Raw genomic sequence first — 12,867 nt, forward strand, 5'->3', positions numbered from 1 at the left:
GGGCGTTCACTCCGCAGGCATCGTCAGCCCGAGCGCTTCGACCATCGCCGGGTCGAGCGAGCGCGTGGTGTCGTCCATCATGCCCATGCCGTCGAACAGGTCCCAGAATGCCCAGGGGAAGCCGGCGGCTTCGGCGCTTTGCCGGACATCGGCGATGTAGCGGGCACGGTCGGCACTGGGCGCTGCGAAGTATCGGGCATCGGTGCGCAACGCGCCGAACTCGCCCATGATGATGCGCTCAGGCGCGATGCCGTTTCTGACCGCCCAGTCGCTTACCTGTTTGAGATAGCCGTCGATGAAGCGGCGGTCGGGCTGCGCGTCGAAATAGACTTTGAGCAACTTCTCGGTCTCGGCATAAGCGGCCCTCTTGGCTTCGTCGGACCTCTCCGTGTCCATAGCCATCCTTGCCCTGACCGAGGCCAACGTCTGTTCCAACGTCCCGGCCGAGGCTGGCCACGGCACATTGTTCAGCGCGCGGTACACCGGCTCGCGCATCCATGGCGCGCCCTGATGGCTGAACAGATAGGGCTCGTAGAAGTGGAAGGTGAACAGGATCGGCTCGAATTCCGCCAGCAGTGCGGGATCGAGCGCGGTAAGCCCGCGCACCATAGAGCCGCAGCCGCCGGTGGTGAGCAGCGGCAGCTTTCGCGTCGAGCCCCGCGCGGCGGTCAGCAGCGCGGCCTGAACCTTGGGCCAGACATCGGAAGAACAGTCCTGCGGCGGTTCGTTGACCGGCTCCAGCGCGACCCTGCCGGGTGCCATGCCTTCGAGCATGCCGGCGACCTCGCCGACGAAGACCTGGTAGCGCGCAAACTCAGGCGCGCTGGTGCTGGAGTACATGCGGTCGGGATTCCAGTAATGCGTGGCGCCATTGGCTTGAACGTTGACGACGACGCCGAGGTCGGCGGCGACGGCCGCCTCGACCGCCGCGCTCAGCATCGCCATGAGGTCGGCGCGCTGGCCCGCATCGGCTGCAAGAAACGGGCCCGGATCGACGGGCAGGCGGATGAAATCGAGGCCGCTGGCGCGCAGCCGGACAAGGTCGGCCGGTGTCGGCACCGGCCGCTGCGATTGGAAGGGCGGCCAGTCATAGTCGGTGCGGGGCGCGGGAAATTCGCGCGTCAGCGCAAACCACGGCCAGGTGTTGACGCCGCGCCTGAAAGGCCATGCGCCGGTTGCGGCCTGCGCCGAATATGAGAGTGGCGAGACCGCTGTCGCCAGTGGCGCCGTTGCCGCGGCCAGTGCCGCGCCGAGGATACGGCGGCGCGACCAGCCGGCCGTGTGTGGGCCAGTCATGCGTGCTTGGCGCGGTCGGCTTTCGCCGGCGCGGCGGTGGCAACGCCGAGCTGCCGCAGCGCTTCCTTCTCATAGGCGTTAAGCACATCTTCCCAGCGGAAGGCCTCCCGGGCGCGGGTCCGCGCCGCCTTGCCGCAGCGTGCCGCCAACGCATCGTCGGCCAGTGCCTCGTCGATCCGTTGGCTCAGGCTCTCGGTGTCGCTGAAATAGATCGCCGCATCGCCGGCGACCCAGCGGTTGTAGCGGTTGTCATGAGCGATCACCATGTTGCCGGCGGCCAGCGCCTCGACCAGCGAGGGGTTGGTGCCGCCCACAGTGTGGCCGTGCATATAGGCGCGCGCATGATAGCGCAGCGCCTTCACCACCGCCTGCTCGTAGATCGCACCCGGCAGCATCACCATGGGACCTGCCGCTTCGCGCACGGCGCGGTGGTAAGTAATGTCGTCATTGAGCGTGCCGAGCACCACCAGCTTCATGTCGCCGCGATCGCGGCGGCGGAAGGCTTCGATGATCGGCAGGATATTGTTGTCGGGTTCGATCCGCGCGATCGAGACCAGATATTTGCCGGGCTCGAGCCCGAGCGCGCGAATGGGTTCCTCCAGCGCCGAGGTTACGGGGTCCGCGCCATAGGCGATCGTGGCGATGGCGCCGCGCGGCCGCCGTGTCGCCAGATGGTCGGCGATCGCCGGGTGATCCGCGACGAGCCGGTGCGAGAGCCAGGCGCCGATCCATTCGTTGAGCCAGAACCAGCTGCGCGCCGCCGGCCCCCATTTCGGCCGCCGCCACTCGATGCCGTCCATATTGGTGATGATCTTGCGCCGCATGAGCCTGAGCCAGGTCAGGAACACCGCGCCGTTGTAGCCGAGCACCAGGCACACGCCCGGCCGCCTGGCGGCGTCGAGCACGCATTGCCAGTCGAATTCCAGTGTCGCGCGCGGACCCTTGGAGGCGACCTCGATGGTGATGAGCTCGATGCCGCGCCAGGTCTCGCTCGTCACCCTTTGCCCGACGCGCTCGACCTCCTTCTGGCAGTAGACGCCGACCTTCCAGCCGCGTCCGGCCAGGAAAAGCGCCAGCCGCTCGGCGAAGGTTTCGAAGCCGCCGTGAGAAGCCGGAATGCCGCGCGTCCCCAGGATCAGGATCGAAGGCTTTTCGATCAGGATGGAAGGTCGTTCCGGTTTCAAAATAAAGGATTCCCCGGGGTCCGGTCATGGTTGTTGTTAAGTCAATGACACGCCCAGCAACTTCCGTGCCAGGGTACCCCCAGGGCGAATATTCACATGAAGGTGTAAAATTTCTCTTCAAGCCGCATGCGTTGCTTCATTATCGGTCAACTTTCGCCACGTATCTGTATCGATACGGGGCACGGGCGGGGTTCCTGGATCGCAACCGGGCATTCGGGACCCGGCATGATCCTTGCTCCCAGGCCTGAAGTGGCCACCGCTGGGTAGAGCGGCGTGCGGATTTGGCATGAAGTTCCTTCCGCGCTTGAAGGGTCCGGTGCTGAGCGGACCCCGGGGTGCAAGGTGGAAAGATAGCAATGCGCATAGCCTGTGTTCATCAGGGCTACGAGCTCTATGGTTCGGACCGCAGCTTCGCGGAGAGCGTGGCTGCGCTGCGCGCCGCGTTTCCGGCCGCCGAGATCGAGGTCGTGCTGCCGCGCGAGGGGCCGATCGTCGATATCCTCAAGCCGCATGCCAGCCGCATCGTGTTCGAACCGCTCTGGGTGCTCCGGCGCCAGGCGATGCTCAAGCTCGCCACCGTTGAGATGGCGCGGCTGCCGGCGGCGCTCTGGCGCGCCTGGCGGCGCATGCGCGACAATGAGCTGACCTATATCAACACCTCGATCATCGCCGACTATGCGCTGGCCGCGCGGCTTCTGCCGCGCAAGGCGCTGCTGCATATCCACGAAATCCCCGAGGGCGTCCTGCGCAAGGTGCTTGTCGCGCTGATGCGCTGGAGCAAAGCGGATATCATCTTCAACTCGCGCGCAACGCGCGCCACCTTCGGCGATCCGCCGGCCCTCGATGCCAAGGGGCGGCGCACGCATGTCGTCTACAACGGCGTTGCCGGTCCCGCCGCGGCCCTGCCGATGACCTATGATGGCAGCCGCCCGCTCAAGGTCCTGCTGCTTGGCCGCGTCAACCGTATCAAGGGGCAGGAGGTGCTGCTTGATGCCGTCGCCTCGCTCCCCACCGAATTGCATGATCGCGTCCAGGTCCGCCTTGTCGGCGGCGCCTTCGAAAGCGTCGAACGCGAGCAGGCGTTGGCTGACCTGGTCGGGCGCTTGGGGCTGACCGGGCATGTCGAGGTGCTGCCCTTCGTCTCCGACCCCGCCGACCATTATCGCTGGGCCGACATCGTCGCGGTGCCGTCGCGCCGCCCGGAATCGCTCGGCCGCGTCGCCATCGAGGCGATGGGCTGGGGACGGCCGCCGCTGGTGTCGGCGATCGGCGGGCTGGTGGAAGTGGTGGCCGATGGCGAGACCGGCTGGCATGTGCCGCCGGGCAACGCGGCCGCCCTTGCCGGCAAGCTCGGCGAGATCATCCTGCGGCCCGATCTGTGGCGCGACTTCGCCGCCGCCGGTCGCGCGCGCTACGAGGCGGTCTTCAGCGAGCCGATCGCCGCCGCCGCGATCGTGGCGATCGCGGCCGACAAGCTTAAGGCGACGCCGCCGTGGCAGGGGCGGGCGCGTGTCGCCCGCGAGGCGGAGACGAGCCCGTGAAGTTCACCTTCCCGGCCCATCTGGTGCGGCGCCTCATGCTGATGATCGGCGGCGAGGCGATGCAGAGCGGCTTCCATTTCGCCCTCAACATCGCGCTGCTGCATCTTTTGTCGGCCGAAGGTTACGGGCTCTTCGCACTGGCCATGGTGATGGGCGGCGTCGGCTTGTCCTATATCCGCTCGCTCACCGCCGTTCCCGCCACAGTATGGATGAGCAAAAGCGCCAACAGCGCCGGCGTCGACGCCTACGACGTGACCTTCGGATCGGCGGCGCTGGTGGTGGCGCTGCTGATGGGATTGGGCACCGGGCTGCTGATGAGCTTCCTGGGCGACCCGAGCGGCATCGGCGCCGCCTGCTTCGTCGGGGCCTGGTCGCTGCGCAGTCATATGCGCACCGCCTTCTTCGCGCGCCGCATGCAGCTCGTCGTCTCCATCAGCGACGCCGTGTTCACGATCGCGGGCATAGTGCTCGCAGGAGCGGCGATCTGGTTCTTCGCGGACGCGCTTCAGGCCACCTTCTACGCGCTTGCCGCGGCCAATTTGGTCGGCATCGCCGTGCTGGTCAGGCTGGCGCGCCGCAGGCTGCGTATCTCCTTCCGCGCCCCGACCTTGCGGCGCTATGCAAGGCTCTGGCCGCAGCTTTGCTGGTCGGGGTTCAGCGCCACCACCACCAACATCCAGGGGCAATGCCTGGCCCTGCTGGTCGCCGGCATCGCCGGACCCGCGGCTTACGCGCCGCTGGCGGCGGTGCTGGTGCTGTTTGCGCCGCTGCGCATCTCCAGCCTTGCCTTCTCGAACATGACACAGCCGGAACTCGCAAAGCTTGTGCGCAACAAGGAGTTCGACCGCGTGTGGACGCAGGCCAAGATCTGGGCGCTCGTCATGGGGCTTGGCAGCCTGGCCTATGGTTGCGGCATCCTGTTCATCTTGCCGATGATCAAATCCCAGGCCCTGCAGCATGCCTCGGTCGGGCTGATCGGGCTTTTCGCCATCGCCAACTATGTACCGATCATGGCCTATATCATGCCGCGCGTGGTCCTCGAGATCCTCGGCGATTTCCGCATCGTCGCCTTCATCACCATGGCCGGCGCGATCGTCGGGCTGGCGACGATCGGGACTCTGCTGGCCATCGCGCCGTCGACATGGTCGCTGGCGGGCGCCGCGGTCTCCGAGACCTTCGTGCTCGTGGCCTCATGGTATTTCGCTGCTCACCGTATGTGGAACTCCAAGCACCCGAACGAGCAGCGTCCCAGCGTGTTCGGCGCCTGGCGCCGCGCGGCCACGCTGGCAGTGCAGAGACGATAGGAGAATGATGTGGTAAGCCAGGCAATGCCGATGGCCGCAATGACGACCGGCTTGGCCGACGACGAGGCCGCACCGCACGCCGCGGGCGCCGCCAGCGGCGCTTACGTGGCGCAACTGCACACCAGCCTCGAAGCGGTCAAACCGCTCTGGCTGCGTCTCGAGACAGAGGGCGTGTGCACCGGCCACCAGCATTTCGCCTGGGCCGAAGGGATCGTCGAAGGGCTCATGCCGCAAAACGCCGACCTCGCCATCGTCGAGGTGAGGGACGCCGGCACGGGTGAACCGAGGATGCTTGTGCCGCTGATGCGGCGCCGCGCATTCCACCACTGGGTGATCGAGTGGCTGAGCTGCGGAGTGTGCGACTATTCCGCGCCTTTGCTCGCCGACGCGACGCCCTGGACCAGGCAATCCGCCGAGGCTGCCTGGACGGCAGTGCTTTCCGTGCTGCCGCCGGCCGACCGCATCCACATCGTCGGTATCCCGAAGGAGGTCGGCGGCGTCGCCAATCCCCTGGCGCTGCTTGCGCCGGCGCGCGATTCCATCCACTCGCACTACGGCATCGCCATGGACGGCGACGCCGAAACCGTCGTCAAGCGCATCTGCCGACCGTCCTTCGTCAAGGCGCTCAACAAGGACTTGCGCCGGCTCGATCGCAATGGCGGCCTGGCCCTGGTCGAGGCCGACACGCCGGCCCTGGTGGACTCCATCTTCGGCAAGCTGGTCGAGATGCGGCTCAGCCGTTTTCGCGAGCTCGGCCGCTTCGATCTGCTCGCGCAGCCGCCGGTGGTCGATTTCTACCGCGACGCCGCGCATCGCGGCCTGACGGACGGCTCGGTGCGGATTTTCGGCCTGCGCGCCGGCGACGTCGTGGTCGCGGTCCAGTACCTGGCGGGCCATCTGGGCACCTTGCATGCGCTTCTGATCGCGATCGATCAGGGTGCGGTGCCCAATGTTTCGCCCGGGCTTTGCATCATGGGCGAGCTGATCCGATGGGGGCGCGGCGCCGGCTTCGACTATTTCGACCTGTCGGTCGGCAACCAGAGCTACAAGGAACATATGGGCGCGGTGAAGTCGGTTCTGTCCGAACTTTGCTACGGCATCACACTGAAGGGCGTGGCGGCGAGCGAGGCCATCAAATACCGCGGCCGGGGCGTGGCTTTCGTGCGCGACAACCCGCGCCTGTTCAAGGTCGCGCAGGAGTTCATGCAGCGCTGGCGGCGACTGCGGGCGCCGCGGTGAACGGCCGCCTGCGCCCGGCAAATTGACTCATATTGAGCTCTCCGCCATGCTTATGGTCAGCCGCATCTCCAGCGGCGGCGTGTTCGAGTGAGGCCATGGTCAGTCCGGTCGCCAGAGAAAAGTCCCGCCGCGCCGCGGTGAAGACCGCGCTCGACCGCCACAAAGTTTACGTCACCGCGCAGCGTTTTTCCGGCGGTTCCTACAGCGCCCGCGTGCTGGTCGACGGCGAGGCCTACTGGGTCGACGAGTTCCGGCTGAGCCAATTGCGGCAAGGGCTGACGCCGGCCGAGCTGGAACTGACGCCGGCGATTGACGATTGAGCACCCGCACATGACGACGGCAAGGTTGGCGGGAACTCGGCCTTCGGCGCATTCCATTCCGCCCTTCAGCGCCTGACCCATGGCCGCCAACCTCAAACCCTACCGCGCCAAGCGCGAATTCTCCCGCACGCCCGAGCCGGCGGGCAGCCTCGCGGGCGGAGAGGGCAACCGCTTCGTCCTCCATAAGCACCACGCCACAGCCGACCACTATGACCTGCGCCTGGAAGTCGGCGGCGTGCTCAAAAGCTGGGCCGTCCCGCGCGGTCCTTCGCTCAACCCGGCCGACAAGCGTCTCGCCGTCGAGACCGAGGACCATCCGATCGAATATATCGACTTCGAGGGCGTCATCCCCGAAGGCGAATATGGCGGCGGCCCGATGATCGTCTGGGACACCGGCACCTGGGCGCCGATGGAAGATGTCGCGAAGAGCCTCAAGACCGGCGCTTTCAAGTTCCGCCTTGCCGGCGAGAAGCTCAATGGCGGCTGGATGCTGACGCGGCTGAAGCCCAAGCCCGGCGAGGATGAGAACAAGAAAAACTGGCTGCTCTTCAAGGAGCGCGATCTTGCTGCCGATCCCAAGCTCGACATCCTCGAAGCGCGGCCGGAAAGCGTGAAATCGGGACGGCGCATCGAGGAACTGGTCGCCGTGAAGAAACCGCCGCGCTTGCCGCCGAAAGCCGGTTCGTTGAAGCCCGGCGCGCTGCCCGGCGCTGTGAGAGGCGACCCGCCAAGCCGCGTCGAGCCGCAGCTCGCCACGCAGGTGCCGAAACCGCCGGGCGGGGATGATCCCGCCGGGCGCACCGGCGAGCTCTGGCTGCACGAGCTCAAGTTCGACGGCTACCGCACGATAGCGCATGTGGTCGATGGAACGGTGAGATTGATGACCCGCGCGGGCATCGACTGGACCAAGCGCTATGGCGATCTTCCGCAGGCTTTTTCGCGCCTGCCGGTCCAACAGGCGATCATCGACGGCGAGATCATGGTGCTCGACGATAAGGGCATCTCGCGCTTCGCGCTGCTGCAGGACGCGCTGGCCGAAGGCGCCGGCTCCAAGCTGCATTTCTACGCTTTCGACCTGCTTCACCTCGACGGCTGGGACCTGCGCAAGGCCCCACTCAAAAAGCGCAAGGCCTTGCTCGCCGAACTGCTCGCAGGCCACGCCGCCAACGCCGCCATCCAGTACAGCGACCATGTCGAGGGCGACGGGCAGGGGCTCTACGACCAGGCCTCTGACCTTGGTCTGGAAGGCGTCGTCTCCAAGCGCGCCGACGCCATCTACCAGAGCGGCCGCACCAAAAGCTGGACCAAGGTGAAAGCGCAGAAGACGGACGATTTCGTCATCGCCGGCTACACCGTCTCCGACCGTGCGGAAGGTCTGGCGGCGCTCGGCATGGCGGAGTTCGTCGAGGGCGAATTGCACTATCGCGGCAAGGTAGGCACCGGCTTCGACAGCGAGATGGCGCGGGAGCTGCTCGCCCGGCTGGAACGGCTGACCGCCGGCGCCAGTCCCCCCGAAGGCGCGCCGCGCGAGATCATGCGCGAGATGCACTGGGTGAAGCCGCTGCTGTCGGCCCGCATCCGCTATTCGAACCGCACCGCCGACAATGCGATCCGCCACGGCGTCTTCCGCGGTCTGCGCGATGTCGGCGGGCTGACCACCCCTATTGCTGTCAAGCGCAAGCGCCTGATCGCCGAATCCGACCTCGCCACGATCTGGGTCACCAATCCGGAGCGCCGACTGTTCGGCAAGACCGGGCCGACGAAGCTCGATATCGCCGTCTATTACGCGCTGGTCGGCGATTTCATGCTGCCGCACATCACTGGCCGTCCGGTGTCGCTGGTGCGCTGCCCGACAGGGCGGCCGCAAGATTGCTTCTTCCAGCGCCACGCCTTCACCGGCATGCCGCCTTCGGTGGCGGTGTTCGAGAGCACCAATTCGGAAGGCGAGACGAAAACCTACCTCTCAGTCGAGGACGCCAAGGGCTATCTGGCGCTGGCACAATTCGGCGTCGTCGAGTTCCACACCTGGGGCACGCATCGCACAAAACTCGACAAGCCCGACCAGATCGTCTTCGACCTCGATCCGGGCGAGGGGATTTCCTGGCGCGAGGTGGTGGAGGCGGCGGTCCACATCAAGGGCGGGCTGGAGAGCCTCGGCCTAGTGCCATTCGCCAAGACCTCCGGCGGCAAGGGCATCCACATAACCGTGCCGGTGACCAGAAAGCAGAACTGGAGGAAACTGCACCAGGTGAGCAGCGCCATTTCGACTTTGCTGGCCGCGAGCGCGCCTGACACCTTCACCACCACGATGGGCAAGGAAAACCGCAAGAAGCGCATCTTCATCGACTTCCACCGCAACGCCCGCGGCCATACGTCCGCCGCGCCTTATTCGCTGCGTGCCCGCACCAACCTGCCGGCCTCGACGCCGGTAAGCTGGACCGACCTGGAGACGATCGACGCGCCGGAGGACCTGAACTACGCCTCGCTGCCGGGGCTGCTGGAGACGTCCGGCGATCCCTGGGCGAAGATCGATGAGGCGGCCAGGGATTTGCCGGTGTTCGAGCGCTAGTTCCTCGCCCCGCGAGAGGGGGGAGAGGTGGATCGGCGAAGCCGAGACGGAGAGGGGGAGTGGCGCGAAGCTGAATGTCTCTGGCGCTTAACAACATACGCCGGCGCTGCCCCCTCTCCGGCCGCTGCGCGGCCACCTCTCCCCACATTCGCGGGGCGAGGAAAAGCGCCAGGCATCGACGCTTTCTACAATTTGAACTATTCTCACGCCAACCCGCCCCAGAAAACACTTCGTCAGGAATTCGGCAGTACAATCAGGGGTCGGTGTAGGATTTCCGCAGCCCCAATCGTCCTACGGACGAAGCGCTGCAACGAGCATGGTCCCAAAAAGGCGGGAACCGGTTTTTGGACAAGACCATGCTCCAACATAGTGTCAGTGCATGGCCGCGTAGGAGTTCATCATGGCGCCCAGGGCAAGTTGGAAAGGTTACCTCAAGCTCAGTCTCGTCAGCTGTCCGGTCCGGCTCTATCCGGCCACCAGCGCGAGCGAGCGCATCTCGTTCAACCAGTTGCACAAGAAGACCCACAACCGCATCAACATGAAGCCGGTCGATCCCGAACTCGGCCTCGTCGAGCGCTCGGATTTGGTGCGCGGCTACGAATATGAGGACAAGCAGTACATCATCATCGACGACGCCGACCTCGATGCGGTCCGGATCGAATCCAATCACACGATGAACATCGAGGCCTTCGTCGACGAAGGCGAAGTCGACGTCATCTACCAGGATGCGCCCTATTACCTGGCGCCCGACGGCGCCATGGCCGAGGAAACCTTCGCGGTGCTGCGCGAGGCCATGCGCAAGTCCGGCAAGGTCGCCATCGCCCGCCTGGTGCTTTCCAGCCGCGAGCGCGTGGTGACGATAGGCGCGCGCGAGAACGGCATGTTCGTCTGCACGTTGAGGAACCCCAACGAAGTGCGCGGCACCACTGAATATTTCGGCAACATCCCGGATGCCAAGCCCGACGCGGAAATGCTGCAGCTGGCCGAGGCCCTGATCAAGCAGAAGGAAACCCACTTCGATCCGAAGAATTACGAGGATCGCTACGAGGTGGCGCTGATGGCGATGATCCGCGAGAAGCTCAAAGGGCACAAGCCGATCATCGCGGCGGCGCCCGAGCGCGGCAATGTCATCAACCTGATGGATGCGCTGAAAGCGAGCCTGTCGCAGCAGGCGAAGCCCCCGGCCAAGTCGAAGAGCAAGGCCGAGGAAGCACCCGCAAAACCCGCCAGGAAGGCGGCAGCCGGCGGCGCCGCGCCTGAGAACCCGCTGAAGGCGAACCTGTTGAAGGCCGTCGGCAAGAGCAAGAAGTGACGGGAAATGCAGGGCCAGTGATCGTTCCCGGCACCGTCTTCGGCGTCATCGGCGCGCTGGCCGCCTTTCCGCTCAGGCTCGCCGCCCGCGAGGTCGAGCGGCGCCATGCGGAACTCAGGCGCGGCGTCACCCGGCGCACCACTCATGTCGTCTTCGGCCGCGCGCTTCTCGCCAAGGCGACGAAAGCCGGCGACGTCGAGATCGAGCGCCGCGCGAAGGCAGAGCGCGAAGCCGGCCGCGCCCTGGTCAGCGAGAACGGTTTCCTGCGCCTGCTTGGGCTGATGAGGGCGCCCGAAGCGTCCTCGCTCTCCAGGCAATCGCTGATCGATCAGTCGCGGCTATCCGGCGACGATCTCGACATGTTGTCGCTGTTCGACGCCTTCGAGCATGACGCCGAGCCTTATTCCTTCCGCGACCTGATCCTGGCTAGAAAATATGCCGGGCTGATCGCCAGCGGTGCGTCCTGGGGCGCCATTGCGCGCTCTGTCCACCGCTCCGGCCCGGTCGCCTCGCTCACCGCCAAGTCGCTCAACCTCGGCTCGCAGCATGGCCGGCCCGACGCGATCTATCTCGACGAAGGCCGAAGCGAGCTCGACGGCCAATTGCTGTTCGACCTCGGCAGCCCGGAAGACGATACGCTGGAGGAACTCTTTGCCGAGGCGGAGATGGCGGAAGAGGGGGGCCGCCACGACGATGCCGCGGTCCTTTACCAGCGCTGCCTGGCGATCGATCCCAAGGATGCAATCGCCGCCTTCAACCGCGCCAATTGCCTGCGCGGCGCCGGCCGGATTGCCGAGGCGGCGCATGATTATGCCCGCACCATAAAACTCGATCCGGGCTTCGTCGAAGCCTGGTTCAATCTTGCCGGGCTGATGAGCGACGAGGGCAAGGTTGCCTCGGCGCGGCGGCATTTGCAGAAGGCGATGGCGCTCGACAAAACTTACGCCGACCCGGTGTTCAACCTGGCGCGGCTGGAGTTCGACGCGGGCAATCTGGCGGAAGCGCGGCGGCTCTGGGTACGGTACCTGGAGTTGGACGCAGAGTCTGAATGGGCGCGAACTGCGCAGAAAGGCATCCAGTTCGTCGATCTGCATATAGCAGGTGAGCGAGATGTTCGCGCTTGAGCACCCCCCTCTGTGCTGCCGGACATCTCCCCCGCAAGGAGGGAGATTAGCAGTTCATGCGCCGCGCCTTTCCTTCCCCGCTAGCGGTTGGCGAAAGCCGACGCGACGGCTGATCTCCCTCCTTGCGGGGGAGATGCCCGGCAGGGCAAAGGGGGGTGTGAAGGAACGCGGCCCTTCCCGAAAGCACACCCCATGACCTCTTTCCTCTTCGACGGCGATGACATCGCCCCCGTCACCATCCTTCTCGCCCATGGCGCCGGCGCGTCAATGGATTCGCCTTCGATGACCGCCACCGCCAAGGCGCTCGCAGCGGCCGGTTTTCAGGTCGCGCGCTTCGAATTTCACTACATGGCGGCGCGCCGCTACGGCCATCGCAAGCCGCCGCCGCGCGCCGAGACGGTGAACCCGGAATATGTGAAGGCGATCCTCGACCTGCGCGCCAAGGGCGTGACCGGCAAGCTGATCATCGGCGGCAAGTCGATGGGCGGCCGAGTCGCTTCGATGGTCGCCGACGAGATGTTCGCCAAGGGCGAGATCGCCGGGCTGGCTTGTCTTGGGTATCCGTTCCATCCGCCGGGCAAGCCGGAGCAGTTGCGCACGAAGCATCTGATCGACCTGAAGACGCCGACGCTGATCTTCCAGGGCACGCGCGATGAGTTCGGCACGAAGGACGAGGTCGCGACCTATGGGCTTTCCCCGGCCATCGAGGTGGTTTGGCTGGAAGACGGCGATCATGATCTCAAGCCGCGCAAGGCGATCTCGGGTTTTTCGACGGGGGATCACCTGAAGACGGTGGCGGAGACGACAAAGGCGTGGGCGGAACGTCCACATCGGTCGTCATCCTAGGGCGAAGCAAGGAGCGAAGCGACGCGCGCAGACCCTAGGATCCATGCCGTGACGTTAAAGCGTTGCAACGGTTCAGGATTTTGCTCCGCCGCGCTCCACGGCGAACGTAACGGAATGGATCCTCGGGTCAAG

General features: G+C 65.8%; 10 protein-coding genes. 8 read left to right on the plus strand and 2 right to left on the minus strand.

Annotated features, from left to right (window positions below; translation table 11 throughout):
• Positions 1-6: 6 nt before the first annotated feature.
• Positions 7-1,296, minus strand: a complete 1,290-nt coding sequence (locus tag FJW10_RS14215; protein WP_140900573.1) for a cellulase family glycosylhydrolase — start codon at positions 1,294-1,296, stop codon at positions 7-9.
• Positions 1,293-2,459 carry a DUF1972 domain-containing protein gene (locus FJW10_RS14220; RefSeq protein WP_181177533.1) on the minus strand — a complete coding sequence of 389 codons (1,167 nt, stop codon included), beginning with the start codon at positions 2,457-2,459 and terminating at the stop codon, positions 1,293-1,295. The genes FJW10_RS14215 and FJW10_RS14220 overlap by 4 nt, the downstream gene beginning before the upstream one ends.
• Positions 2,460-2,836: 377 nt before the next feature.
• Here FJW10_RS14220 and FJW10_RS14225 point away from each other — a divergent pair, with 377 nt between their 5' ends.
• The 8 genes from FJW10_RS14225 to FJW10_RS14260 all read left to right on the plus strand — a co-directional run bounded on the left by FJW10_RS14225 (position 2,837) and on the right by FJW10_RS14260 (position 12,735).
• A complete protein-coding gene (locus FJW10_RS14225) occupies positions 2,837-4,021 on the plus strand; it encodes a glycosyltransferase family 4 protein (RefSeq protein ID WP_140900575.1) in 1,185 nt (394 codons plus the stop codon).
• Complete coding sequence (locus tag FJW10_RS14230) at positions 4,018-5,325, plus strand: hypothetical protein (protein ID WP_140831828.1); 1,308 nt, start codon at positions 4,018-4,020, stop codon at positions 5,323-5,325. Before FJW10_RS14225 ends, FJW10_RS14230 begins: the two co-directional genes overlap by 4 nt.
• Before the next feature lie 30 nt (positions 5,326-5,355).
• The gene (locus FJW10_RS14235) at positions 5,356-6,564 is read left to right on the plus strand and encodes a GNAT family N-acetyltransferase (RefSeq protein ID WP_246674258.1); all 1,209 of its coding nucleotides are present in this window, start codon (positions 5,356-5,358) and stop codon (positions 6,562-6,564) included.
• Between the two features lie 95 nt (positions 6,565-6,659).
• Complete coding sequence (locus FJW10_RS14240; protein WP_140785038.1) at positions 6,660-6,884, plus strand: hypothetical protein; 225 nt, start codon at positions 6,660-6,662, stop codon at positions 6,882-6,884.
• Positions 6,885-6,963: 79 nt separating this feature from the next.
• Positions 6,964-9,453 (plus strand): DNA ligase D, encoded by a 2,490-nt coding sequence (gene ligD / locus FJW10_RS14245; RefSeq protein ID WP_140900577.1) that lies wholly within the window; start codon positions 6,964-6,966, stop codon positions 9,451-9,453.
• 400 nt (positions 9,454-9,853) lie between these two features.
• The gene (locus FJW10_RS14250; RefSeq protein WP_140900578.1) at positions 9,854-10,765 is read left to right on the plus strand and encodes a Ku protein; all 912 of its coding nucleotides are present in this window, start codon (positions 9,854-9,856) and stop codon (positions 10,763-10,765) included.
• The gene (locus FJW10_RS14255; RefSeq protein WP_246674259.1) at positions 10,762-11,889 is read left to right on the plus strand and encodes a tetratricopeptide repeat protein; all 1,128 of its coding nucleotides are present in this window, start codon (positions 10,762-10,764) and stop codon (positions 11,887-11,889) included. Before FJW10_RS14250 ends, FJW10_RS14255 begins: the two co-directional genes overlap by 4 nt.
• Positions 11,890-12,081: 192 nt before the next feature.
• Positions 12,082-12,735 (plus strand): alpha/beta fold hydrolase, encoded by a 654-nt coding sequence (locus tag FJW10_RS14260; protein ID WP_140900579.1) that lies wholly within the window; start codon positions 12,082-12,084, stop codon positions 12,733-12,735.
• The last annotated feature ends 132 nt before the right edge of the window (positions 12,736-12,867 follow it).

Origin of the sequence: Mesorhizobium sp. B4-1-1 (assembly GCF_006439375.1) — a bacterium.
In the GTDB taxonomy this organism is placed as follows: Bacteria; Pseudomonadota; Alphaproteobacteria; order Rhizobiales; family Rhizobiaceae; genus Mesorhizobium.

What these genes read in the sequence shown, in the direction of transcription:
- FJW10_RS14250 (WP_140900578.1), top strand. Translation starts at nt 9,854, where the DNA reads ATGGCGCCCAGGGCAAGTTGGAAAGGTTACCTCAAGCTCAGTCTCGTC.
- ligD (WP_140900577.1), top strand. Translation starts at nt 6,964, where the DNA reads ATGGCCGCCAACCTCAAACCCTACCGCGCCAAGCGCGAATTCTCCCGC.
- FJW10_RS14225 (WP_140900575.1), top strand. Translation starts at nt 2,837, where the DNA reads ATGCGCATAGCCTGTGTTCATCAGGGCTACGAGCTCTATGGTTCGGAC.
- FJW10_RS14235 (WP_246674258.1), top strand. Translation starts at nt 5,356, where the DNA reads ATGGCCGCAATGACGACCGGCTTGGCCGACGACGAGGCCGCACCGCAC.
- FJW10_RS14215 (WP_140900573.1), bottom strand. Translation starts at nt 1,296, where the DNA reads ATGACTGGCCCACACACGGCCGGCTGGTCGCGCCGCCGTATCCTCGGC.
- FJW10_RS14260 (WP_140900579.1), top strand. Translation starts at nt 12,082, where the DNA reads ATGACCTCTTTCCTCTTCGACGGCGATGACATCGCCCCCGTCACCATC.
- FJW10_RS14240 (WP_140785038.1), top strand. Translation starts at nt 6,660, where the DNA reads ATGGTCAGTCCGGTCGCCAGAGAAAAGTCCCGCCGCGCCGCGGTGAAG.